Genomic DNA, 22,329 nt, shown 5'->3' with positions numbered 1-22,329 from the left:
TTACCCACTAGAATCCCCCTCCGTCATTTGGAGGAAAATATCCTCCAGCGTTAGAGACTGGCGATCCATCGCCTCCACTCGAATGCCGGCCCGAATCAGTTCCCGGTTGACGTCCCCGATCTTCTCCTCCGGAATGTGGGTGCGTATGCGGCGGTCACTGAGCGGTTCCAGGTCATGAACATAGGGCAGAGACTGCAGAACTTCCAAGCCGCGATCCAGGGGATCGATTCCCCACTCTACGGGGCCATCGCCTTCCAATAGGCGCTCAACCGGGCTGACGCGGATCATTCGGCCCCGGTTGAGAATGGCGACTCGGTCGCACATGAGTTGAATCTCGTGCAGAATGTGGCTGGAGATCAGGACGCTCATTTTCTCCATCTGCGCCAGTTGGAGGATCAACTGGCGTATTTCACGGATGCCGGCGGGGTCCAATCCATTGGTAGGCTCGTCCAGAATCAGAAGTTTGGGACGATGCAACAGCGATTGAGCGAGGCCGAGGCGTTGTTTCATTCCCAGGGAGTAGGTTTTCACCGTATCGTCCAAACGATCCCCCAGCTCTACCTGCTGAGCCACCTGATTGATCCGTTCCGGTGGCACCCCTTCCGTCATCCGTGAAAAAAGCTCCAGGTTTTCCCGACCGGTTAGATAGGGATACAGTTCGGGGTTTTCCACGATACATCCCACATGTTTGAGGGCGTTTAAGGGATCACGGGCTAGGTGGTGGCCAAAAATGGAAACGGACCCGGCAGTGGGGCGGATCAGACCGACTAGCATGCGGATGATGGTGGTCTTTCCGGCACCATTAGGGCCAAGAAAGCCGAATATTTCCCCCTCGTTGATGTGAAAGGTAATGTCGTCCACCAGGGTCCGCTTGCTGATGCACTTTTTCAAACCGGAGACGCGAAGGACTTCCCGCTTTTGATCACTAATCATTGACGGACACCTCCCGGACTTTGTCCATTCATCGCCTGCAGCAGGCGGTCAGCAAAAAATTCGTATCCCGTATGATTAGGGTGAAACAGGTCAGAGGCTAAGTATTTTTTGGGGTGGAGCTGGAAGATGTCAAAGACGGGAATAACGACGACTTGATCAAATGAACCCGCCACCTGGATCAGGGTGTTGTTCCATTGGTGAACGACCGTATCACCGGCACGCGGATCTTTCAGATGGCCGAAGGGATGATACAAGCCGAAAAGGAAGATTGGAGCGGTTTGGTTTTCTTGCCGGATCAGGGTCAGGATCTCCTTTAGGTTTTTCCGGTAAGCGATCCGGGCCTGTTGGGTGTGTTCGGTATCTTCCTCCAGAGCTGCTCCTTTCCGGAAGAGGTCGTTTCCGCCGATGGTCAAGGTGATCCAACGGGCATCAGCAATCACCCTGCGTACCCGTTTCAGCTTTACCTGCTCCAGCAAACCTTCGGAGGTTTGTCCCATCACCGCCAGATTGACGGCCCGGACCGCCTCGTTATTTTTCTGCAGGGCCTCCTTGACCCGGGTGACATAGCCTTGGCCCTCTCTATCCCCGGTGCCGCGGGTCAAGGAATCCCCCAAACTGACCAACAGTTTGTCTCTGGTTTCCTTTCGGGCGCCCGCTTCTCGAACTTCTTCCTGAGAAACCGGGTCTCCGGGAGATTGGATCACATCTTTGACTGCCCAGACAAAACCGAAAGCCAGGGTGAGGCCCATCAACAGGGATACCAGGCTGAACATCACCCAGAGCGGGTGTCCTTTGATCCGCATTGGTCATCCTCGCTCTCTTTGTTCGGAAGTAGTATCTTTTTATATCTTTTCCCCAGTTCGAGTGGGCAAACCGCCCAAACGCGCATATATATAAAACGTATTGTCTTTTTAGAGGAGGGACATCAGTTTGAAACTGTATATCGTGCAAAAGGGAGATACGCTTTCAAAAATTGCTCAGCAGTTTAACCTCCCCGTGAAACAATTGCAGGCAGCCAACAGGAATCTCAACCCAAAAGAGTTGAAACCCGGTACCAAGGTGCGAATTCCTGGTGAGAAAGTTCGAGTCGCTCGTCAGGAAGGGAAAAAAGCTGCGGAACATTCCCGGGAAATTTCGGAAAGGGAGGAATCGCCCCAAGAAAAACCATTGCCGAAACCGCCTGAGGACAACTGGAACTCGACAACGCCACGGGAGATGATGCCACCGATGCCAAAAGCTCCACAATACCGCGGGGAATCACCGAGAATGCCGGCACCGGGACCGGCTCCCGGACCGCCGACACCTCCTCCGCAATCATATCCCTATCCCTCCCCCCCTCCCTATGGAGGAGGATGTGGGTGTGGCGGGCGACGACCCTTTATGCCGCCTTACGGTTCCTACCCGCCGATGATGAGGCCGATGCAGCCAGGTGCCGGTTGGCAAAGCCCACCTCAACAGCAGCCACCGATGATGCCGTATCCCTTCCCCGGTCAACAGCCGGGAGGTGGCGGAGAAGGGCAGCCACCGATGATGCCGTATCCCTTCCCCGGTCAACAGCCGGGAGGCGGCGGAGAAGGGCAGCAACCGATGATGCCGTATCCCTTCCCCGGTCGACAGCCGGGAGGTGGCGGAGAAGGGCAGCAACCGACGATGCCGTATCCCTTCCCGGGTCGACAGCCGGGAGGTGGCGGAGAAGGGCAGCAACCGATGATGCCCTATCCCTTGCCTGGGCAACAGCCGGGCTGCGGTGGAGATCTGCAACCGCCGATGAAGCCTTTCCTCGGACAGCAATCAGGTGACGGTGGTGGAGAGCTGTTATCTCCCTTTGAACAGATAGGGCAAGATTATTCCTCCTTTCTTGAAGAGGAAAAAGAATGGGAGGAGAGTTCGGCAGAAAGGTGAGAAGTCCGTGGTTTCGAATTGTGAGGAGGGATGGGGATGGACGGTGCAGAAATCCTTCGTTGGAAACAGATCCTGGGGGAGACCATCTACACCGTCCACAGGAACCGCAGGTATCCTCTGCTGGAAACCCCGTCAGGCAAGTGGGTCGCAAAACCCCTTCGCAACCCCTCCCATTTACGCTGGTGGTACGGAGTGGACCGGGAATTAAGGCAGAGGGGATTTGACCCGATGCCTTCCTTCCGAACCGACGGGAGGGATTGGTTGTTAACCGCCTGGGTAAACGCTCGGCCAGCCACCTATCGGAACCGGGAGGAGATCCGGATGGCCGCGGATCTCCTCGCCCGTTTCCACCGGGCTGGACGGCATCTTTTCACCCCGCCCCCGTCTTTACGCTATGTTTCCCTGTGGGAGCGGATCGACAGTCGGTACCGCTCTTTTTCTTTATTGATGAAAAAGGCCGACAGAGTAGGCGGGGAGTTGGGTCTCTTATTGCGAGCGTATGGTGAGCACTTTCTGAAGTTCGCAACGGGGGCTCGGCAACGCTTGAGTCGCCTTCCGCTGAAGCCTTTGATCGGGTGGGAACGGAGTTTGCATTGTATCAGTCACCGGGATCTAGCCAGCCATAATATACTGATCGACGGAAATCAAACCGCATGGTTGATCGATTTTGAGACAGCAGACTATGATGCTCAAGTGGGTGATTTGTGGCAGTTGTTAAGCCGTTCATTAGCGGAACAGGCTTGGGACCCGGAGATTTTTATCGACGTGTTGAACACGTACGAAACTTATCGGGTATTGAGCCCTTTGGAGAGGGAGGTATTGACCGCTCTCCTCGGTTTTCCTAATGAATTTTTTCGTGAAGCACTGGGTATCGCTTGGAACAAGACCGGGTTTGACCGTGAAAAAATCATTCCCTACCTGCAAAAAATCGTCGACACCCTGCCCCGTTTTCTCTATTTTCTCCGGTATTGGGCCGGTTGGACGATGAAAGACCCTGTGATATGATGTTAGAGTCATCCTTCGGTACGGTGGAGAAGCTCGGAATCGGAATTGGGGTCGGGAAGATAAACCGTTTTGACGAAAAGAAAGGATCCGCCGTTCCGGATTTGTCCGCGGTGGATCCTTTACTTTCCCATCCTGACAATGATAGATGTTAAGGATGAAAGAGGTGTTTATGATGGCTGGTCACTCGAAGTGGAAAAATATTCAACACCGAAAAGGCCGCCAGGACGCAATCCGCGGAAAGGTTTTTTCCAAGCTTTCCCGCGAGATCTCGGTGGCAGCGAGAGAGGGGGGAGGCGATCCCGATCAGAACCAGCGACTTCGTCTGGCCATTTCTAAAGCCCGCGCACAAAACATGCCGAATGACAATATCGAGCGGGCCATTAAACGGGGAACCGGAGAAGATGGCGGCGGCAACTACGAGTCGGTCACCTACGAAGGTTACGGACCGGGCGGCGTCGCAGTGATGGTGGAAGCGTTGACGGATAACCGCAACCGGACCGCTGCCGATCTCCGCCACATTTTTTCCAAACGCGGAGGCAACCTGGGCGAAAGCGGCTGTGTCGCATGGATGTTCGATCGCAGGGGGTTTCTGCGCATCGATCGGGAAGAGGATGCCCTTGATGAAGAGGAAGTGATGATGCAGGCTCTGGAAGCGGGAGCGGAAGATGTGGAAGCGACTGATGATTCCTATGAAATCATAACCTCCCCTGATCAGTTTGAAGAGGTGAAGGATGCCCTGGAGCAAGAGGGATTCCGTTTCTCCACTGCGGAAGTGACCATGATTCCCCAAAATACGATTCATTTGACAGGGGATCATGTACCGAAGATGTTCCAACTGGTCGATGCCTTGGATGATCATGACGATGTACAAAACGTTTATGCCAATTTTGAAGTGGATGATCAGGAGATCCAAAACTACCAGGATTAACCCTTGGTCAGTGTAAGGGATCCCGAGACGGCCGTTTATCGGTCGTTTTTTATTTGCTCCTTTTCACGGAAAGCTCATTGGTATAAAATAAAAGTACAATATATGAACATTTGCTCATATAATGGATGGAGGGGGTTCCCTTGCGTTCCGATCCGGAACTTTTCTTATCCTCGAAGCAGGTGGAGGAGTTGGCCAGGACATTTAAAGCGCTGTCGGATCCCACGCGGATCCGCATCCTGTGTCTCCTTTCCGCAAAGGAGCATGCGGTGGGACAGATTGCAGATGCCTTGGGACTTTCCCAATCAGCGGTATCCCATCAGCTGGCGTTACTTCGCAACCTGCGGTTGGTTAAATACCGGAGAGAAGGACAGACATACCGATATTCCTGTGATGACCATCATGTGATCAGTCTGTTGCAGCAAGCGATCCGCCATACAGAACATCGATAAAGGAGGAAGGGGATTGCATCATCACCATCATCATGATCATGACCAGCGGACGCAAAATAAAAAAGGTCTGACCATCGCCCTTGCCATCACAGCGGGGATCATGCTGTTGGAGTTTTTCGGCGGGCTGTTGACCAACAGTTTGGCCCTTTTGTCCGATTCCGGGCATATGTTGAGCGACACCGCCTCTCTGGCGCTAAGCTTAGTAGCGATGTGGTTCGCCACTCGCCCTGCTTCACCCAGCAAAAGTTACGGTTTTTACCGTTTTGAAATCTTGGCTGCCCTGTTTAACGGGCTCACCCTTTTTGTAATCGCCGGTTTTATCGTCTGGGAAGCCGTGGAACGGTTGATGTCCCCACCGACGGTGGCCGGAGGGTCGATGATGATGATCGCCGCCATCGGCCTGATTGCCAACCTGTTGAGCGCCTGGTTTCTTATGAAAAAAGGGGATGTTCGGGACAACGTCAATCTGAAAAGTGCCTACCTCCATGTTTTGGGTGATGCCCTGGGGTCGGTGGGGGCGATTGTTGCGGGAGCGTTGATGATGGCCTTTTCCTGGTATGTGGCGGATCCGGTCATCAGTGTCCTAGTCGCCCTCCTGATCCTTAGAAGCGCCTGGGGGGTGTTATCCCAGAGCATTCATATTCTGATGGAAGGTACACCAGTCACCATCGACCAAGCAGAAGTGAAAAAGACCCTGGGGGCGATCGAAGGGGTTCGTGATGTCCATGATCTTCATATCTGGACCATTACCTCGGGACTGGATTCCTTAAGCTGTCATTTAGTGGTGGAAGACAGCCGGGACAGTCAGACCATCCTGCAACAGGCGATCCGAATCATCGACGAACAATTTCAGATCAAGCATACGACGATTCAAGTGGAGACGTCGGATTTACAACACCCTGAAACAGAAGTCTGAATCGTGTCCCCGGCCGTGAAATTTCTGCGTGCCCTACTTTGGACACCTCCATATCGATGGGTCATCTGGGGTGGTGGGTGATGGGCCTGGATTCCGGGTAAGATGGGGCGGGGGTGCTTTTTTGGCTCTGTCTCAGAAGGTGAAGAACCACGACAGTCTACTGCAAAACCCGGAGCCCAATGTGAAGCTGAAGAGGTTTGGAAGTGCGCTAAGGATCGAATCGGTCTCACGGTTCCATAGCTCCATTTAAAAAGCAGACGGTGTTAAACCGTCTCAGAGTGTGGAGAAAGCAGTGAAGGGCTTTCTCCACAAGACGGTGTTAAACCGTCTGCTTCTTTATGGGTTATACCCACCCCATTCCACGGACGATGGAGGAGACGGTATAGGTGACGCCGATGGCGATGGCGGTGGGGAGGGCAAAGGCAACAAAGGTCCACTTGGGGCTTTTGGTCTCTTGATAGATGTTAAACAGGGTGGTTCCGCAGGGGTAGTGGAGCAGGGAGAACAACATCATGTTGAGGGCAGTCAGCCAGGTCCATCCGTGATCGAGGAAGATCTGTTTCAGATCGGCCATGTTTTCCACTTCGATCATCGCTCCCGTGGACAGATAGCCCATCAAGAGGATGGGAAGCACGATTTCATTGGCGGGCAAGCCGAGAATGAAGGCGATCAAGATATAGCCATCCAGCCCCAGTGCTTGGGCAAAGGGGTCGAAGAAGCCGACGACATGTTCCAGCAGGCTCTGATGGCCGACGATCAAGTTGGCTAGAGTCCAGGTGACCACACCGGCAGGTGCGGCGACGAGCACGGCTCGTTTTAACACGAACAGGGATTTGTCCAGAGTGGCCCGAAGGATGGTATTCCAAATCTTTGGCCGGCGATAGGGGGGCAGCTCCAGCGTGTAGCGAGTGGGCACCCCTTTCAAAGCGGTTTTGGACAGCACCCAGGAGACCACGAGGGTGACCAGGATTCCGAAAAGAACGATCCCCATCACCATCGCAGCAGTCACCATCGTCGACAAACCGCCGCCAATGCCTGCGGCCATAAACAGGGAGGACAGAAGGATCAGTATCGGCCAGCGTCCGTTGCAAGGAACAAAGTTGTTGGTGAGGATGGCTAGCATTCGTTCCCGTGGTGATTCGATAATGCGGGTGGAGAGAATGGCCGCCGCGTTGCAGCCGAAGCCCATAGCCATGGTGAGGGATTGCTTGCCGTGACCGCCGGCTCCTTTGAAGAGACGATCCATATTGAAGGCAATCCGAGGCAGGTACCCGGCATTCTCCAACAGCGCAAATACCGGAAAAAAGATGGCCATCGGCGGTAACATGACGCTGACCACCCAGGAGACGCCCCGGTATAAGCCCAGGACCAACAGGCCGTGGAGCCAATCGGGAGCGTTCAGGGCAGCAAAAGTAAGACTCAGGTAACGTTCCAAGTGGCCGAACATTTCGGCCAACATCGCGGAGGGAACATTAGCCCCGGTGATGGTGATCCAAAAGATGGCGGCCAAGAGGGCGAACATAATCGGAAAGCCCCATAGGCGAGAAGTGAGGATGCGGTCGATCCGATCAGAAGTCTGATGGGGATCCGATGCGGTATATTGAACCACATCGCGGCAGATGGAAGCGCTGGTTTGGTAAAGAGGTGTGACGATCTCGTCGCGGCTGACCGATCCGGCAAGGTCTTTTATCGAGGCAAACAGCGGTTCTGATCGGTTATGCTTCCATCGGGTGGAAGTCATTGGATGTGTCCTCCTGTTCGATCCGTTTTTTGAGTGCGTCGATCAACAGCTGATCTCCCTCTAACAGACGCAAGGCGATCCAACGAATCGGAAACTGCTCTCCCAACGCGCGTTCAAGCCCCGGTGTGATCTCCTCGATCTTTTGCTCCATTTTATCGCTGTATCGGATTCTGAGGGGGCGAGGTTCCATCTCCTCCAGCACCATCTGACGCACAGTTTGTTTCAATTGGGTTAGCCCCTGTCCGTCTCGGGCCGAGGTTTTGACCACTGGGACACCCAGCCGTTTAGATAAGCCATGGTGATCGATCCGAATTCCTTTTCGGCGGGCTTCATCGATCAGATTGAGGCAAATCACCACTCGGCGGGACAGTTCCAACACTTGCAGCGCGAGGTTCAGATTTCGTTCCAGGCAAGTGGCATCCAGTACAACGACGGTAACGTCAGGTGGGTTAAAGAGGAGCACGTCCCGGGTTACTTCTTCATCCGTGGAGTTGGCGTCGAGAGAATAGGTTCCGGGAAGATCGATCAGGGTGTGGGTCATCCCCTTGAAACGGTATGCCCCCTCAGCATGTACCACCGTTTTTCCCGGCCAGTTTCCGGTATGCTGGCGCAGGCCGGTTAAGGCATTAAACAACGTGCTTTTTCCAGTGTTGGGGTTTCCGACCAGTGCAATTCGGCAACGGTTCCATCCGTCCACTTTTATCCCCTCCTGATGATCTCACCAAAAATATGTCCGTACTCCTCCCGACGCAAAGCGATTGTGGTGTGGCGGACCCGAAAGGCGATCGGGTCACCCAGCGGGCTTTTTTGCAGCACATCCACCGTTGCACCGGGGACAAATCCCAAATCCAACAAGCGATAGCGCGCGTTTCCTGTCAAGCTCATGCGCCGGATGCGTAATGTTTGCCCTGGTTGGGCTCTTGATAAGGAGATTTCTGCAGACATCCATTGCGCCCTCCTTTTTGTCTTGGTTCATCATTATTTTATAAGACAATAAATTTTGCTCCACAGAATTAAAGTTTCCCTTATGCAAACTTATGGCTTAAAGGTATTGTATGTGGGGATGGAAGATCTGTCAATCCCTCACTTGCGGGACAGGGTATCGTATAAAACAGAGGGGGGAAGGATGGAGTCGAAGGAGGCGAAGGGGGAGGCGGATGATTCATTTCAGGATTTTGGTGGCAAAGTTTGTAACAATCTATGTAGGTTTGCTGATCGCGTTGACTTGGGTGGTTAGACTGAACTGGACCGCCTTAGGCGTGATCAGCCTGATTTTTACCGTGGTAGGATACGTGATCGGGGAATGGTGGGCGCTGCCCCATCTCCATAACCTCACGTTATCCCTGGCGGACTTTTTGTTTGCACTCCTGGTGATCGGATGGACAGGGAACTGGTTGTACCAGATGGAATGGTCCTTGATCAATTTCTCCTTTTTCCTGGCAGGGGCGGCCTTTGTTGCTTTAGTGGAATGGGGGGTCCATGTCTATTACCGGAAAAAGGTGTTAAAGCGGGTGTTTTAACATTAAAGAAGAAGCCGACCCGCGGTCGGATTCTTCTTCGGGGCATCAGGAGGCTTGCGATGGTTGAATTTGTTGGCGTACTTCCTGAGCGTTGGTCTGGCTGTAGGCCGGCAGAACATTTTGTGTCGCCGTCTACGTCTGGGGTTGGGCATTGAACGTTTGCACCTGATTGGGCCATCTGTTGTACCTGCTGGAGTTGTTGGGCGGCCTGTTGTTCCTGGAAACCGAAGTTATTGGAACTGCCAGGTGTTTTACAATTCTTGTTGTTGCAGTTGCTGGCCGATCTGGCGAATCTGTTGCAGCGCGTATTGGGCTTGTTGAAGTGCTGAATCGATACGATGAGCATGTTATCGTTTCTACAGCGGTATTTTATACACCGAAAACGGCTGATTTATGGCTGCTCCACCCGCTTCCAAGTGAGAGCCGGATATTCCTCTTGATAACGTTGATAAGCATCATTGTTGATATAGCCGCCCCGCTGTTTGTCGTAATTCTGTTCAAACTTGGTCACGCGCCAACGGCCGTTCGTACGGCGGACACGAACTTTGAAATCCCTCTTGTCCGAGGGGCGGTGGATCAGGATCGTTTTTTCAAACATTTGCGAGTCTGTAGGTGAGACCGTCACCATGATGGGAGGATTTTTTCGTTCCGCAGAGGTTGTCTGCTCCACCCGCCACTGCAGATCATCGGATTCAGAAACGTGATCCAGCATACCCTGGGAGTGGTTGGTGTCCCCTTCCACCCACACTTCTTTATAAAAATCGACAGCGGCTTGTTCCGATCCATTGAGAGCATTGTCGCCACATCCAGCCGTATACAACATCAAACCGGCGCCGAGGATCAGCAGGTAAAAATGTTTCATCATATCCAAGACACTCCCCGTGTTCGTTCTCTTTTCATCATTTGCTGTTCGGATGGGTTTCATGCGACAAGATTCTCCCAAAATCGGGCGTAAATTGTGATATAATTGATCAGTTCCCAAAGAGAATAGGTGTTCGGATGGGGAGGAGAAAACGTGCGGATTTTGGGGATTGATCCGGGGATCGCCATTGTCGGTTACGGGGTGATCGACCAACGCGGTAATCGCCTCAAGCCGGTGGATTACGGCAGCATTCAGACCGAGGCGGGCCTGCCGACAGCGACCCGGCTCAAACAGATTTACGATGCGGCGACGCAATTGTTTTCGCGGTTTCAACCGGAAGTGGTAGCGATTGAGAAGCTGTTTTTTAATCGGAACGTCACCACCGCCTTTGCCGTGGGTCAGGCCCGGGGGGTCGTGATGTTGGCGGCGGAGGAAACGGGAGCTATGATCACCGAATATACCCCGCTGCAAGTGAAGATGGCGGTGGTTGGGTACGGACAGGCCCAGAAACGGCAAATCCAGGAGATGGTGCGGATGTTGCTCAACTTGCCGGAGATCCCGAAGCCCGACGATGTGGCTGACGCCCTGGGTGTGGCTATCTGCCAGGCACATTCCACCACCTTTTCCAAGCGGATTGGACAGGGGAGGGAAGGCTTGTGATCGACTTCATCCAGGGAACCGTCGCTTATCACACGATGGAGGCCGTCGTTGTGGAAACAACAGAGGGTGTCGGCTATCAGATTTATTGTACGAATCCCTTTGAGTGGGAAGAGGGAAGCCGGGTTCGGGTATATACCCACCAGGTGGTCCGGGAAGATGCCCACCTGTTATACGGCTTTAAGGAACGGGATACTCGGGATCTGTTTCGGCTGTTGTTGGAGGTGTCGGGAATCGGACCCAAGGGAGCGTTGTCCATCGTCGGTTCCGGTTCACCGGAGCGGCTGGTGGAGGCCGTGGAACAGGAAAATCTCAAGTTTCTCACCAAACTCCCGGGAATTGGGAAGAAAACGGCCCAACGCATGGTGCTGGACTTGAAGGATAAATTTGAAAAGGCGGGTTGGTCCCAACGATGGCTCCCCTCTGAAGGGGATAAGGGGATATCCGAAGCTGGAGGGGGTCAGGAGCGGGAGGCGATTGAAGCGCTCAAGGCCCTGGGCTATAATGAGGAAGAAGCTGCCCAATCCGTCCGTCTTGCCCGTGAGGGATGGGGGGATGGTCAGCCTGACCTCGACGAATGGATCCGGCGCGCGTTACAACTTTCCATGAAAAGTTAAAGGGGGGATGCGGGATGGATGAACGGATCATCTCTTCCCATCTGTCAGCGGAAGACGAACCGGTGGAGTTCAGCCTGCGCCCCAAATATCTGGATGATTATATCGGCCAGACGCGGGTGAAAGACAATCTGAAGGTATACATAGAAGCGGCCCGGATGCGGGGAGATTCGCTGGATCACGTGCTTCTGTACGGACCTCCTGGGTTGGGGAAAACCACCCTATCCCACATTATCGCCAACGAGATGGGGGTGCAGGTTCGGGCCACCTCCGGCCCCGCCATCGAACGACCCGGGGATTTGGCAGCGATCCTGACCAATCTGGAGCAGGGGGATCTCCTCTTTATCGACGAGATTCACCGATTAAACCGGAGTGTGGAGGAAGTTCTTTATCCGGCGATGGAGGATTTTGCCCTGGATATCGTGATCGGAAAGGGGCCCAGCGCCCGTTCGGTCCGATTGGATCTGCCGCCCTTTACTCTGGTGGGGGCCACTACCCGAGCCGGTTCCCTCTCTTCCCCGTTGCGGGACCGGTTTGGAGTGGTCAGTCGTTTGGAATATTACACCCAGGAACAGCTAACCCTGATTGTGATGCGGGCGGCAGATCTGATGCGGGTGGCCATCCGGGAAGACGGGGCCGAAGAGATTGCCTGCCGAGCGCGTGGAACCCCGCGGGTGGCCAACCGGCTGCTAAAGCGGGTTCGCGATTTTGTCCAGGTGAAGGCGGAGGGCGTGATCACTGCGGAAACCGCCCGGGACGCATTGGACCGGATCCAAGTGGATAAACTGGGACTGGATGAAGTGGACCACAAGCTCCTGCGATCGATTATGGAGCACTTTCGCGGCGGTCCGGTCGGGCTGGAGACGATTGCGGCTACCATCGGGGAAGAGGCCCATACGGTGGAAGATGTTTATGAACCTTATCTGATGCAGACCGGCCTGTTGCAACGGACCCCCCGGGGCCGAATGGTGACACCGCGCTGCTATCAACACTTTGGGGTGGAAATGCCAAAATGAGTCCGATCCCGAAAATGCTGATCTTCATGGGAGCCGTTCTGCTGGCGGTCGGCTTGGTCTGGCACTTTGGCGGCCGGCTGTTCAACCTGGGACGGCTGCCGGGAGATATTGTGGTTGAACGAGAGAACTTCAAATTTTATTTTCCCATTGTGACCAGCATCGTGATCAGTGTGGTGTTGTCACTAATTTTATACCTATTTCGCCTGTTCCGGTGAGGGACGGGCTTTTTTCCTGTGAGAAAGGACGAATTCTATTTTATGGATGTTTCGATGTTTGATTATCCGTTGCCAGAAGACTTGATCGCTCAAGAGCCGACAGAGGAACGAAGCGCATCGCGGTTGATGGTGGTGGATCGGGAAACAGAAAAAATCCAACACCGCCGCTTTCCTGATATCCTGGATTACTTAGGAGCGGGGGATGTGCTGGTATTAAACGATACCCGAGTCCGCCCCGCTCGCCTGATCGGAACCAAGGAAGGGACCGGAGCCCGCATCGAGCTGCTGCTGTTAAACCCTCTGGGTGAGGATCGCTGGGAATCCTTGGTAAAACCGGCGAAACGGATCAGGGAAGGGACGATCGTTCACTTCGGGGAGGGGGATCTAACAGCGGTGGCGGAGGAAAAAACCGAAGCAGCTGGAGGCCGGGTGTTTCGTCTCCACTACAACACCTCTGATTTGGAGCGATTGTTGGACAAGTTAGGAGAGATGCCGCTGCCACCATACATCCGAAAGCAGCTGGACGAGCCGGAACGGTATCAAACCGTATACTCCCGTGAAGTCGGTTCTGCCGCTGCCCCCACCGCCGGGCTCCATTTCACCCGGGAGTTGCTGGAGCAAGCCAAAGAAAAGGGTGTAGAGATCGTTCCGATCACCTTGCACGTCGGATTGGGCACCTTCCGCCCGGTGACTGCGGAGAACGTGGAGGAGCATCAAATGCATGCGGAATTTTACGAGGTATCCGAGGTGTCTGCGACAGCCATCCAAAAGGCGAAAGAGAGGGGGAACCGGGTGGTAGCCGTCGGAACCACCTCGGTACGCACCTTGGAGAGCGTTGCCAGGGAACATGGTGAGGTGCGAGCAACCCGGGGATGGACGGATATCTTTATCTATCCCGGCTTCCCCTTCCGGGTCGTGGACACCCTGCTGACCAATTTCCACTTGCCCAAATCGACGCTGCTCATGCTCGTCTCTGCTTTTGCCTCCCGGGAGTTGATGCTGGAAGCCTACCGGACAGCGGTTTCCGAACGATACCGTTTCTTCAGTTTCGGGGATGCGATGTTGATTCTTTGACGTTTGTGTCAAGTTATCGTTTATCCGCTCCGCCACTTCAGGTATAATGGAATGAGTAGGAGGAAGCCACATTGGCCGTTCGATATGAATTGATCAAAACATGCCGTCAATCTGGCGCCCGTCTCGGGCGATTACATACGCCCCACGGTACGGTGGAGACCCCCGTGTTTATGCCTGTGGGCACTTTGGCCACGGTGAAGACCATGAGTCCCGAAGAGTTGAAGGAGATGGGCAGTGGCATCATTTTGTCCAACACCTACCATCTCTATTTGCGGCCGGGTCACGAGGTGGTGCGGGAAGCGGGGGGATTGCACCGGTTTATGAACTGGGACCGGGCCATCTTGACCGACAGCGGAGGATTTCAGGTGTTTAGCCTGGCCGATCTCCGGAAAATTTCCGAGGAAGGCGTCTCCTTCCGCTCCCATCTGAGCGGGGAACCCCTTTTTCTCAGTCCTGAGAAGTCGATGGAGATTCAAAACGCACTGGGAGCAGACATCATCATGGCTTTTGATGAGTGTCCTCCCTATCCGGCAGAGCGGGACTATGTAAAGGCTTCTCTCGATCGTACATACCGCTGGTTGAAACGGTGCACCGAAGCCCACAGTCGGAAGGAAGACCAAGCCTTGTTCGGCATCATCCAGGGGGGCATGTATCGGGATCTTCGGGAGGAGAGTGCCCGGCTCATCACCTCCATCGATCTGCCAGGTTACGCTATCGGAGGCCTCAGCGTCGGGGAGCCGAAGGAGAAGATGTATGAGGCTCTGGAATGGACTACCCCCCTCTTACCCGAAGAGAAACCCCGCTATCTGATGGGGGTCGGCTCCCCCGATGCGCTGGTGGAGGGTGTGATCCGCGGGGTGGATATGTTTGACTGTGTGCTTCCCACCCGAATCGCCCGGAACGGGGCAACGATGACCAGCCGGGGACGGGTCGTGGTGAGAAACGCCAAGTATGCCCGGGATTTCTCCCCCCTTGACCCGGAGTGTGACTGCTACACCTGTCGCAACTATACACGGGCTTATCTTCGGCATCTCATCAAATCGGACGAAACCTTCGGCATCCGGCTTACCACCTACCATAATCTCTATTTCCTGCTCCGATTAAAGGAAAAGGTGCGCCAGGCCATCCGGGAGGATCGTCTGCTGGACTTTCGGGACCGTTTCTTTGAAGAGTATTACGGTTCCACAATGCCGACGAGAAACTTTTAATGAAAAACATTTAGATAGGAGGATGTTTGATGGAAGCAGCATTAGCCCAATTCCTGCCGCTGATCATTATTCTCGCCGTTTTCTATTTCCTGCTGATTCGTCCTCAGCAGAAGCGTAACAAGGAGCGTAACGCGATGCTGGCCGGCTTGAAAAAGGGGGATAAGGTGGTTACCATCGGCGGTTTACATGGTACGATCATGGATCTTACCGATGACCGCGTCACCTTGAAGGTGAACGATCAATCTCGCTTGGTGTTTGAACGTTCCGCTGTGAACGCTGTCGTTAACCAGGACGGAGATAAAGAGGAGCAAAAGGAGAACAACAGCTGAGCCAACAGGCGGGCCTTTCTGGCCCGTCTTTTTCTTTGCTTGCTTTTAGCATCTGTACAAACGATGTTTCTCTACTTTCGATCCAACAGCGGTACGATCAGGGAAGGTGGCACATAGGTTCCGAGGTTTTTTCTGTGGGCACGTAGTTTCAGTTGATGACTTCCCAGCGGTAGCACCCCCAAACGGAAGGCAAGTCCGACACTGATGGAAGCCAGGACGAATCCTCCGATCAGATCGACCCACCAGTGGATCCCCAAATACAGGATGGACAATAAGATCACACCTGCCGACAAGAGGCTGACCCCGGCCAGCCTTCGGTTTTCGGAATGAAGGGCGATCATCGCCATTGTCACCGAAATCGATGTGTGGAGACTGGGAAAGGAGTTGTCCATGCCGGAGAAGTAGCGGTACTCTAGCTCAAACCGCGGATACACCTCAGGTATCAAAAACTGGATGTCCGGATGGCTTGTCCATGCTTCCATAACAGGGGCGAATAGGAAAAAGGGAATCGCCAAAAAGTAATTGCAACTGATCCCGTAGACCAGGGCATACCAAGAACGGAAATCTCCTTCGCGATGATAAACGAGAAGGGAGACAAACATCAGCACACTAAACACGACCACATAGAAAAAGGTCGTCACCTGGGTCAGCATCGGATGCTGAAACATTTCCTGAACCAGCGGGGTGACGTTTTCCTCGAAGGCCCGGATATACGCGGTCCAATCGTTGACTTCTTCCCTCAGTTCCGGTTCCAACATCAATTCCAGCTTGTTCATAACCAGGATACTGCTCCCGCCGAGAAGGTGAAACAGCATCAGCCGATGGCGCACCAGATCCCGGGTACAGGCGATGATTACCGGGAAGGGATTTTGCCGGAGACAGTAAAACAGAATGACCAGGAACGTGATGAGACTGGCAGCCAGCAGGGTGATGGTGGATTGAAACACGGCTCACACTACTTGGCTGAATAAGGTTCGGCATAAAAGAAAGGCTTCGGCTTAAAGAGGAAAACCGAAGCGGATGGTTTTTGTAAGAAAAGAGTTCCACAAAAGCCGTGTGTTGAATCATGAGCATCAGCGTGGGTCGGTGTTGACACCGAAAATTCCCCCCAAGGCGCTCAGCCCAGTTGCGCAAACGGTAAAAAGGAAGGGCTGTACTCGCATCGTGGCGTCAAAAGCCAGAAAACCGATGATCAGCACAATAAGAACATACAGGATCCCTGTGATTCCCCCGTACATCCATCCCTTCTGACCGGCTCGTCTTCCGGCCATCCATCCTCCGGACAGAAGAGCGATGCCATTGATGGCGTAAGTAAAATAAGGGAGGGAAGCTTCCGCGATTCCTGTGAAACGGAGGAGCAGCGTCGTCAGAACCGATCCGACCAAAACCGTTCCCAAGACGACAGTGACTCCCGTGAGCAGCGGGGATCGCAAATAGGGGCGGGTGGATTCACCTATATTGGACTGCTGTTGCTGTTTCATCAGTGCACCTCCCGGCGGTGTTTGTACATGGGTATGAGCGTGTCTTCCTTTTTATGCCGCGGCTTAACGGCAAATGCCGGGAGGGTGGGTTCCTGTGGCAGCAGCGGAACGGGCCATGAGGATAGCTGATCTTTATCGCTGGTAAGCCTCTTCTCCACTGGATATGGGAAATCCTTCAAAAATATAACGCAGGCAGAGTGGCAAAAACTAAGTCTGAAGTGCCTATGGGGGGAGGGGTTTGGACCGATGTGGACCATGCTGTTCCGCTCTTTATTAATCTACCTGTTTGTCTTAATCGTTTTGCGGTTGATGGGAAAGCGGGAGATCGGCAAACTTTCTGTTTTCGATCTGGTGGTCTCCATCATGATTGCTGATTTTGCAGTTTTGTCCATCGAGAATACCGACATGCCCTTTTTCAGCGGCTTGGTCCCGATCCTGGTGATGATGAGCGCACAGATCCTCTTCTCCTGGTTGTCCCTGAAAAGTGCCACGATCCGCCATCTCGTAGACGGAAAACCGACATACTTGATTCGCAACGGAAAAATTCAGGAAGAAGAGATGCGCAGACATCGGTACAACATGGATGATCTCCTGGTCCAACTGCGGGAAAAAAACGTGGCTAATGTAGACGACGTGGAATTCGCCATTCTGGAAACATCAGGGAAGCTGAGTGTGTTCCCCAAAACGGAGAAAGAAGCGGTCAAAAAAGAGGATGTATTGGGCCCCCCGCCGTTTCCTCGCATGATGAGTCTACCCATCCCCTTGGTGATCGACCGGGAAGTTCAGGAAGACTCCCTTCGAGAGATCGGCAAGGATCGTTTCTGGTTGGAGGAGCAATTGAAAAAGTACGGCTACCAAGACCTGAATCAGGTTTTCTTCGTCAGCGTAGACCACACCGGAAGGCTCTATATCGATCCCCGGGATGATCAATAAGGAGCAACTCAATCGATGTATAGTCAAAAGTTAAAAGACCGGGACCCTTTGGGCGGCCCGGTCCTTCTTATTTCTAGCGCGGTAGAAAGGCTGCCAGCCAGTGGCCGATGTAGGGGATCCGCCTGACGTCGTCTTGTTTTAAGAGGGAGAGAACCACCAATGCGATCAGGTAGACGGCGACACTGGTGGTAAGGGAGAGAAGGATGCGCATCCACATCTGTCCGGCGGCATGGATAAAGACCAGGTGAGCCACAAAACCCATTGCCCCCACCGCCAGCGCCAACTTTAAAAGATCTCCCGCCATCAGGGGAAAGGGGGTGTAGCGCATCACGCTGAGAAAATGGAACACGGTGACGATCACCAGACCGCAGTTAAGGGCGATCACGACCCCGTCGATACCTAGAAAGGGCTGGGAGCCCAATAGAAAGATGAGCGCCGTTTTCACTACTGCCCCGAAAATGGAGTTGCGCATGGCATCCTTCGCTTTGTCCAATCCCTGCAGTACTGCGGATAACGGTCCCTGCAAGTAGAGGAAGACGGCGAAGGGAGCCATGATCTGCAGCAGCCGGGCGACGGAGGTGTTGTGGTATAAAAGGTCGGTTAACGGAACCGCCAACACAAACATGATGATGGCACAGGGGCCGCCCACCACCAGGGCGAGGCGCATGGCCTGGTTGAGCCGGTGGGCCACCATCCGGTGCTTTCCTTTGGCGGCAGCTTCGGAGATGGCGGGGACAAGGGAGACAGACAGGGCATAAGTGATAAAGGCCGGGAAATAGAGGAGTGGGATCGCCATCCCCTCCAGCTGTCCGTAGAGGGCTGTGGAAGCCGCCACGGAGATACCGGCGATGGCTAAGCTCTGGGACACGATGATCGGTTCCACGGCGTAGGAGAGGGACCCGACGGTCCGGCTGGCCGTGACTGGAACGGCCAATCGCATCAACCGCATGATTGTTTCCCGGAAGCGGCCCCATTGTTTCCATTGAAACAACTCCCTTGGCTTAAAGCGGAGAGGGGGACGTTTCGGATCGTTTTTATAGGAACGGAGCAAAAACAGCATGCCGGCAAACTCGCCGATCACCATCCCGATCATGGCACCGGCGGCGGCGTATTCCACCCCATAGGGCAACAGCAGGCGTGCGATCATGATCACGGTAAAGATACGTGTGATCGTTTCCACAATCTGAGAGATGGCATAGGGACTCATATGCTGCCGTCCTTGAAAATAGCCCCGGAAAATCGAGGAGACAGCGATGATCGGAACGATTGGAGCGATGCCCATCAGGGGATAGATGGCTCGTTCGTCTGTCAAAAGGGTGCGGGCGATCAAGGGAGCTCCCACCAGTGTGAGTAAGGTGAAGAAGAGACTGGCACAAATGACCACGAGGATGGAGACGATCAGGATGGATCGGATTCGCTGTTCATCCCGTTTCGCTTCGGCTTCTGAGACCAGTTTGGAAATGGCGACCGGAATGCCCCCGGTAGTGATGGTGATGATGAAGATCAGGATCGGGAAGGCCATCTGAAACAAACCCATCCCTTCATCCCCGATCAACCGAGACAGTGCGATCCGGTAGACAAACCCCAGGACCTTGGTGACGAATCCGGCACCGACTAAGATCAGGGTTCCGTGCAAAAATGTCTGTTTGGTCAAAACCGGACCCCCTTCTTTTTCCGCAGTTTGCTTGTGATACAAGCTTATGCGCCTGTCCCCCAGCTTCATGACTGAAAGAAAGGCTGGATCCGGGACTTGCCCTTGCTGTTCACGCGCCGCGGCCATATAATTGATCCTAGGGATACAAATCGTTGGCAGGTTCGTTACTCGATCCACGGGGGAGCACCCCACCGTGGACAAGTCCCGGGTGGCGGATGGGATCGCCCGCCGGTCCCGGGCCTTTATGCTTTCAAGGGTTCTCATTCTGTGCAAAGGAGGGAGAGGGGTTGGCAAATCTGAAACCCGTCAGCAACCGGCGCCAGCAGTCGGTGGAGCTTTTGAGCGAGTCGGATTTGATGAAGTGCATTGAAGACCTGTGTAACAGTAAAGCGGCGGAGTTCCGTTATTACGGATATGAAAATGTGACCGGCGAACAGGTCTGGGCCTGTGTTTCCGAAAGCTATCGCAGCGGTTGGCCGAGGCTGAACCGGTTGGTTAACGACATTTTATCCTTAAAAGCGACGCGGTTTATGAACTGGTTGATGGTGAGCGTATACAAAAACACAGGCGAGGAAAAATAATCGCCTGTGTTTTTGTATCCCATAAATTGACATATTTTCTCGGTATTGGGATAATGGGCATGGTTGTCTTCGAAGAGAAGGAGGAAGGTCAGCATGAGGGTTCGCAAGGGGAAGATCGTGATCTTTTCCCTGCTGGTGATCGCTATCCTGGCAACGGTTCTCTTGACCGGAAAACAGGTGGCCCAGGATATCACTTTGGGGTTGGACTTGCAAGGCGGTTTTGAAGTTCTGTACGAAGCCCAGCCCCAGGAAAAAGGGCAGAAAATCACGGAAAATACGCTGAAGGACACCGCTCAGGCCTTAAGTCGACGGATCGACGTTTTGGGGGTGACGGAACCCCAGATCACTGTGGAAGGGGAGGACCGGATCCGGGTGCAGCTAGCCGGGGTGAAGGATCAGGACAAAGCCCGGGAAGTGCTCGGTAAGCCGGCGAAACTCACCTTCCGCACGCCGGACGGAAAGAAGGTTTTGATGGATGGGTCCGATCTGAAAGAAGGCGGGGCCAAACAGGATTATGATCAGAGCGGTCAGCCTGCGGTCACCGTTCAGTTTAAAAGTGCGGATAAATTTAAAAAGCTGACACAAAAATATATCGGCCAGCCGATACCGATCTATCTGGACGAGCAGCAGTTGTCCGCTCCAGTGATTCAGGAAGCGATCCCCAACGGGGAAGCCATCATCAGCGGCAATTTCACCGCCGAAGAAGCTCAGGAGTTGGCAGAGCTGTTGAATGCTGGTGCGCTACCCGTCGATCTGAAGGAGATACATAGTTTCGCTGTCGATGCCTCCCTAGGGAAGGAGTCGCTTCAACAAAGTGTGGAAGCAGGCCTTTATGGCGTTTTGATCATCTTTATCTTTGTGATCGGTTATTACCGATTGCCCGGGCTGGTGGCGGTCCTCACCCTGATCAGCTATACCTATCTGGTGCTGCTCGCCTTCTCCCTCTTGCAGGTGACTCTCACCCTGCCGGGGATCGCCGCGCTAATCCTAGGGGTGGGTATGGCCGTCGATGCTAACATCATCATGTATGAGCGGATCAAAGAAGAGATGCGCTACGGGAAGAGAATCTCGTCGGCCTTACGCGCCGGTTCCCGTCGTTCGTTCCTGACCATTCTCGACGCCAATATCACCACCATCATCGCCGCGGCCGTGTTGTTCTACTTCGGGACATCCAGCGTGCGCGGTTTCGCCGTCTCTCTCATCACCGGGATCGTGGTCAGCTTCCTGACAGCGGTAGCCTTGTCCCGGATCATGTTGAATCTGTTGGTCCGGTCCAATCTGTTCCGCCATCCCGGCTGGTTTGGTGTGAAGGAGAGTGAAATCGGTGAACTATAAGCTGGATTTTGTCAAGCACAGAAAATGGTTTATGTTGTCCTCCGCAGTATTTCTGGTGGCGGGGTTGCTCTCCCTCATGTTCCAGGGGCTCAACCTGGGTGTGGACTTTGTCAGCGGGACCCGTGTCGATGTCAACATCGGTCAGGCATACAACTTAGAAGTGGCCAAGGATTATTTGGAGGAGCTAGGTTACAACAGTCCCGATGCTCGCAAAGCGGGAACCAACGACGATATTCTTGTCTTCCGCACCAGTCAGGTGTTGTCACCGGATGAGGTAGGCGAGATCGAAAAGAAATTCCAGGCGGAATACAATAAGAACGTCGGGGTGAATGAGCAGAAGGTGGACCCGGTGATCGGGCGGGAGCTGGCGCGAAATGCCATCATCTCCGTGTTGTTGGCCGCGCTGGCGATCATCCTCTATATCACCATCCGCTTTGAATACCGGTTTGGGGTATCGGCAGTGATCGCTTTGCTTCACGATGCGTTGTTCGTGATCGGGATGTTCTCCATCTTCCAGTGGGAAGTGGATTTGGTCTTTATCGCCGCTATACTCACCATCGTCGGTTACTCCATCAACGATACGATCGTCATCTATGACCGGATCAGGGAGAACATGAATTTTAATAAGCCGAAAACCTGGGATGAGCTGAAAAAAACGGTCAACGACAGTATCGGGCAGGTGCTGGTCCGTTCCCTCAGTACCTCCTTTACCACGGTCTTTGCTGCCACTGCCCTGTTTATCTTCGGCGGGGAGAGTATCCGCTACTTCTCCTTAGCCTTGCTGATGGGACTGGCTGCCGGGACCTACTCTTCCATCTTTATCGCCAGCCAGATCTGGATCACCTGGAAGTGGCGCTCGATGGCGAAGGAAAAAATGAAAGCCCAGACTGCCGAATAAAAAATGGTGTACCGGCCATAAACTGTAATGGAGACAGCCGCGGGATTCCCGCGGCTCCATTTTTCGGGAGATGAAACG

26 protein-coding genes are annotated in these 22,329 nt (G+C 53.9%); 17 read left to right on the top strand and 9 right to left on the bottom strand.

Features of this window, described 5'->3' with window-relative positions:
- Positions 1-933 (bottom strand): ABC transporter ATP-binding protein, encoded by a 933-nt coding sequence (locus BLP91_RS03915; RefSeq protein WP_091566885.1) that lies wholly within the window; start codon positions 931-933, stop codon positions 1-3.
- The gene (locus BLP91_RS03910; RefSeq protein ID WP_091566883.1) at positions 930-1,736 is read right to left on the bottom strand and encodes a GDSL-type esterase/lipase family protein; all 807 of its coding nucleotides are present in this window, start codon (positions 1,734-1,736) and stop codon (positions 930-932) included. The genes BLP91_RS03915 and BLP91_RS03910 overlap by 4 nt, the downstream gene beginning before the upstream one ends.
- Before the next feature lie 127 nt (positions 1,737-1,863).
- On the opposite strand from BLP91_RS03910, the gene BLP91_RS03905 reads away from it, so the two are divergent.
- From BLP91_RS03905 to BLP91_RS03885, 5 genes are all read left to right on the top strand, one after another.
- A complete protein-coding gene (locus BLP91_RS03905; RefSeq protein ID WP_091566880.1) occupies positions 1,864-2,835 on the top strand; it encodes a LysM peptidoglycan-binding domain-containing protein in 972 nt (323 codons plus the stop codon).
- A 36-nt stretch (positions 2,836-2,871) separates the two neighbouring features.
- Positions 2,872-3,840: a phosphotransferase gene (locus BLP91_RS03900; RefSeq protein WP_176757801.1), complete on the top strand. Its 969-nt coding sequence runs from the start codon at positions 2,872-2,874 to the stop codon at positions 3,838-3,840.
- Positions 3,841-4,012: 172 nt separating this feature from the next.
- The gene (locus BLP91_RS03895) at positions 4,013-4,768 is read left to right on the top strand and encodes a YebC/PmpR family DNA-binding transcriptional regulator (RefSeq protein ID WP_091567071.1); all 756 of its coding nucleotides are present in this window, start codon (positions 4,013-4,015) and stop codon (positions 4,766-4,768) included.
- A gap of 140 nt (positions 4,769-4,908) precedes the next feature.
- On the top strand, positions 4,909-5,217 hold the full coding sequence (locus BLP91_RS03890; RefSeq protein ID WP_425412166.1) for an ArsR/SmtB family transcription factor: 309 nt from the start codon (positions 4,909-4,911) through the stop codon (positions 5,215-5,217).
- A gap of 13 nt (positions 5,218-5,230) precedes the next feature.
- The gene (locus tag BLP91_RS03885; protein ID WP_091566875.1) at positions 5,231-6,133 is read left to right on the top strand and encodes a cation diffusion facilitator family transporter; all 903 of its coding nucleotides are present in this window, start codon (positions 5,231-5,233) and stop codon (positions 6,131-6,133) included.
- Positions 6,134-6,476: 343 nt separating this feature from the next.
- On the opposite strand, the gene BLP91_RS03880 is transcribed toward BLP91_RS03885, so the two are convergent.
- From BLP91_RS03880 to BLP91_RS03870, 3 genes are read right to left on the bottom strand one after another with little or no spacing between them, the layout of a single operon-like run.
- Positions 6,477-7,874, bottom strand: coding sequence for a nucleoside recognition domain-containing protein (locus tag BLP91_RS03880; protein WP_091566873.1), 1,398 nt, complete (start codon positions 7,872-7,874; stop codon positions 6,477-6,479).
- The gene (locus tag BLP91_RS03875) at positions 7,849-8,571 is read right to left on the bottom strand and encodes a FeoB small GTPase domain-containing protein (RefSeq protein WP_091566871.1); all 723 of its coding nucleotides are present in this window, start codon (positions 8,569-8,571) and stop codon (positions 7,849-7,851) included. Before BLP91_RS03875 ends, BLP91_RS03880 begins: the two co-directional genes overlap by 26 nt.
- A gap of 2 nt (positions 8,572-8,573) precedes the next feature.
- Positions 8,574-8,819, bottom strand: coding sequence for a FeoA family protein (locus tag BLP91_RS03870; RefSeq protein WP_091566869.1), 246 nt, complete (start codon positions 8,817-8,819; stop codon positions 8,574-8,576).
- 212 nt (positions 8,820-9,031) lie between these two features.
- On the opposite strand from BLP91_RS03870, the gene BLP91_RS03865 reads away from it, so the two are divergent.
- A complete protein-coding gene (locus BLP91_RS03865) occupies positions 9,032-9,394 on the top strand; it encodes a DUF2512 family protein (protein WP_176757800.1) in 363 nt (120 codons plus the stop codon).
- A gap of 391 nt (positions 9,395-9,785) precedes the next feature.
- On the opposite strand, the gene BLP91_RS03860 is transcribed toward BLP91_RS03865, so the two are convergent.
- The gene (locus BLP91_RS03860; protein ID WP_143003453.1) at positions 9,786-10,259 is read right to left on the bottom strand and encodes a hypothetical protein; all 474 of its coding nucleotides are present in this window, start codon (positions 10,257-10,259) and stop codon (positions 9,786-9,788) included.
- A gap of 150 nt (positions 10,260-10,409) precedes the next feature.
- On the opposite strand from BLP91_RS03860, the gene ruvC reads away from it, so the two are divergent.
- The 7 genes from ruvC (at position 10,410) to yajC (ending at position 15,369) form a co-directional block, all read left to right on the top strand.
- Positions 10,410-10,916, top strand: coding sequence for a crossover junction endodeoxyribonuclease RuvC (gene ruvC / locus BLP91_RS03855; protein ID WP_091566863.1), 507 nt, complete (start codon positions 10,410-10,412; stop codon positions 10,914-10,916).
- Positions 10,913-11,530 (top strand): Holliday junction branch migration protein RuvA, encoded by a 618-nt coding sequence (ruvA, locus tag BLP91_RS03850; protein WP_091566861.1) that lies wholly within the window; start codon positions 10,913-10,915, stop codon positions 11,528-11,530. The genes ruvC and ruvA overlap by 4 nt, the downstream gene beginning before the upstream one ends.
- A gap of 14 nt (positions 11,531-11,544) precedes the next feature.
- Positions 11,545-12,543: a Holliday junction branch migration DNA helicase RuvB gene (gene ruvB, locus BLP91_RS03845; protein WP_091566859.1), complete on the top strand. Its 999-nt coding sequence runs from the start codon at positions 11,545-11,547 to the stop codon at positions 12,541-12,543.
- Positions 12,540-12,758, top strand: a complete 219-nt coding sequence (locus BLP91_RS03840) for a DUF2905 domain-containing protein (protein ID WP_091566857.1) — start codon at positions 12,540-12,542, stop codon at positions 12,756-12,758. The genes ruvB and BLP91_RS03840 overlap by 4 nt, the downstream gene beginning before the upstream one ends.
- 42 nt (positions 12,759-12,800) lie before the next feature.
- Positions 12,801-13,832 (top strand): tRNA preQ1(34) S-adenosylmethionine ribosyltransferase-isomerase QueA, encoded by a 1,032-nt coding sequence (queA, locus tag BLP91_RS03835; RefSeq protein ID WP_091566855.1) that lies wholly within the window; start codon positions 12,801-12,803, stop codon positions 13,830-13,832.
- A gap of 71 nt (positions 13,833-13,903) precedes the next feature.
- Positions 13,904-15,040 (top strand): tRNA guanosine(34) transglycosylase Tgt, encoded by a 1,137-nt coding sequence (gene tgt / locus BLP91_RS03830; RefSeq protein ID WP_091566853.1) that lies wholly within the window; start codon positions 13,904-13,906, stop codon positions 15,038-15,040.
- A 29-nt stretch (positions 15,041-15,069) separates the two neighbouring features.
- Positions 15,070-15,369, top strand: a complete 300-nt coding sequence (gene yajC / locus BLP91_RS03825; protein WP_091566851.1) for a preprotein translocase subunit YajC — start codon at positions 15,070-15,072, stop codon at positions 15,367-15,369.
- Between the two features lie 71 nt (positions 15,370-15,440).
- Here yajC and BLP91_RS03820 read toward each other — a convergent pair whose 3' ends face one another.
- The gene (locus BLP91_RS03820) at positions 15,441-16,316 is read right to left on the bottom strand and encodes a phosphatase PAP2 family protein (protein ID WP_091566849.1); all 876 of its coding nucleotides are present in this window, start codon (positions 16,314-16,316) and stop codon (positions 15,441-15,443) included.
- 126 nt (positions 16,317-16,442) lie between these two features.
- Positions 16,443-16,850 (bottom strand): TIGR04086 family membrane protein, encoded by a 408-nt coding sequence (locus BLP91_RS03815; RefSeq protein ID WP_091566847.1) that lies wholly within the window; start codon positions 16,848-16,850, stop codon positions 16,443-16,445.
- Between the two features lie 246 nt (positions 16,851-17,096).
- On the opposite strand from BLP91_RS03815, the gene BLP91_RS03810 reads away from it, so the two are divergent.
- Positions 17,097-17,783 (top strand): DUF421 domain-containing protein, encoded by a 687-nt coding sequence (locus BLP91_RS03810; RefSeq protein WP_091566845.1) that lies wholly within the window; start codon positions 17,097-17,099, stop codon positions 17,781-17,783.
- Positions 17,784-17,856: 73 nt separating this feature from the next.
- Here BLP91_RS03810 and spoVB read toward each other — a convergent pair whose 3' ends face one another.
- Positions 17,857-19,437 (bottom strand): stage V sporulation protein B, encoded by a 1,581-nt coding sequence (gene spoVB, locus BLP91_RS03805; protein WP_245662098.1) that lies wholly within the window; start codon positions 19,435-19,437, stop codon positions 17,857-17,859.
- Positions 19,438-19,724: 287 nt separating this feature from the next.
- Between spoVB and BLP91_RS03800 the strand changes: the two genes are divergently transcribed.
- The 3 genes from BLP91_RS03800 (at position 19,725) to secF (ending at position 22,251) form a co-directional block, all read left to right on the top strand.
- A complete protein-coding gene (locus BLP91_RS03800; protein WP_245662096.1) occupies positions 19,725-20,018 on the top strand; it encodes a post-transcriptional regulator in 294 nt (97 codons plus the stop codon).
- A 93-nt stretch (positions 20,019-20,111) separates the two neighbouring features.
- Positions 20,112-21,353, top strand: a complete 1,242-nt coding sequence (gene secD / locus BLP91_RS03795) for a protein translocase subunit SecD (protein ID WP_091566844.1) — start codon at positions 20,112-20,114, stop codon at positions 21,351-21,353.
- Positions 21,343-22,251, top strand: a complete 909-nt coding sequence (secF, locus tag BLP91_RS03790; RefSeq protein ID WP_245662095.1) for a protein translocase subunit SecF — start codon at positions 21,343-21,345, stop codon at positions 22,249-22,251. Before secD ends, secF begins: the two co-directional genes overlap by 11 nt.
- Positions 22,252-22,329: the final 78 nt, after the last annotated feature.

The sequence above is a fragment of the Melghirimyces thermohalophilus genome, from assembly GCF_900102685.1.
Classification (GTDB): Bacteria; Bacillota; Bacilli; order Thermoactinomycetales; family DSM-45169; genus Melghirimyces; species Melghirimyces thermohalophilus.
The sequence above is the reverse complement of the archived record's forward strand: the minus strand, read 5'-3'. Positions and strand labels throughout refer to the sequence as shown.

Excerpts from the sequence above, each read along its gene's own strand:
- BLP91_RS03915 (WP_091566885.1), bottom strand. The coding sequence starts at position 933 with ATGATTAGTGATCAAAAGCGGGAAGTCCTTCGCGTCTCCGGTTTGAAA.
- BLP91_RS03910 (WP_091566883.1), bottom strand. The coding sequence starts at position 1,736 with ATGCGGATCAAAGGACACCCGCTCTGGGTGATGTTCAGCCTGGTATCC.
- BLP91_RS03900 (WP_176757801.1), top strand. The coding sequence starts at position 2,872 with ATGGACGGTGCAGAAATCCTTCGTTGGAAACAGATCCTGGGGGAGACC.
- BLP91_RS03895 (WP_091567071.1), top strand. The coding sequence starts at position 4,013 with ATGGCTGGTCACTCGAAGTGGAAAAATATTCAACACCGAAAAGGCCGC.
- BLP91_RS03880 (WP_091566873.1), bottom strand. The coding sequence starts at position 7,874 with ATGACTTCCACCCGATGGAAGCATAACCGATCAGAACCGCTGTTTGCC.
- BLP91_RS03870 (WP_091566869.1), bottom strand. The coding sequence starts at position 8,819 with ATGTCTGCAGAAATCTCCTTATCAAGAGCCCAACCAGGGCAAACATTA.
- BLP91_RS03865 (WP_176757800.1), top strand. The coding sequence starts at position 9,032 with ATGATTCATTTCAGGATTTTGGTGGCAAAGTTTGTAACAATCTATGTA.
- BLP91_RS03860 (WP_143003453.1), bottom strand. The coding sequence starts at position 10,259 with ATGATGAAACATTTTTACCTGCTGATCCTCGGCGCCGGTTTGATGTTG.
- ruvB (WP_091566859.1), top strand. The coding sequence starts at position 11,545 with ATGGATGAACGGATCATCTCTTCCCATCTGTCAGCGGAAGACGAACCG.
- BLP91_RS03840 (WP_091566857.1), top strand. The coding sequence starts at position 12,540 with ATGAGTCCGATCCCGAAAATGCTGATCTTCATGGGAGCCGTTCTGCTG.
- queA (WP_091566855.1), top strand. The coding sequence starts at position 12,801 with ATGGATGTTTCGATGTTTGATTATCCGTTGCCAGAAGACTTGATCGCT.
- yajC (WP_091566851.1), top strand. The coding sequence starts at position 15,070 with ATGGAAGCAGCATTAGCCCAATTCCTGCCGCTGATCATTATTCTCGCC.
- BLP91_RS03815 (WP_091566847.1), bottom strand. The coding sequence starts at position 16,850 with ATGAAACAGCAACAGCAGTCCAATATAGGTGAATCCACCCGCCCCTAT.
- BLP91_RS03810 (WP_091566845.1), top strand. The coding sequence starts at position 17,097 with ATGTGGACCATGCTGTTCCGCTCTTTATTAATCTACCTGTTTGTCTTA.
- secD (WP_091566844.1), top strand. The coding sequence starts at position 20,112 with ATGAGGGTTCGCAAGGGGAAGATCGTGATCTTTTCCCTGCTGGTGATC.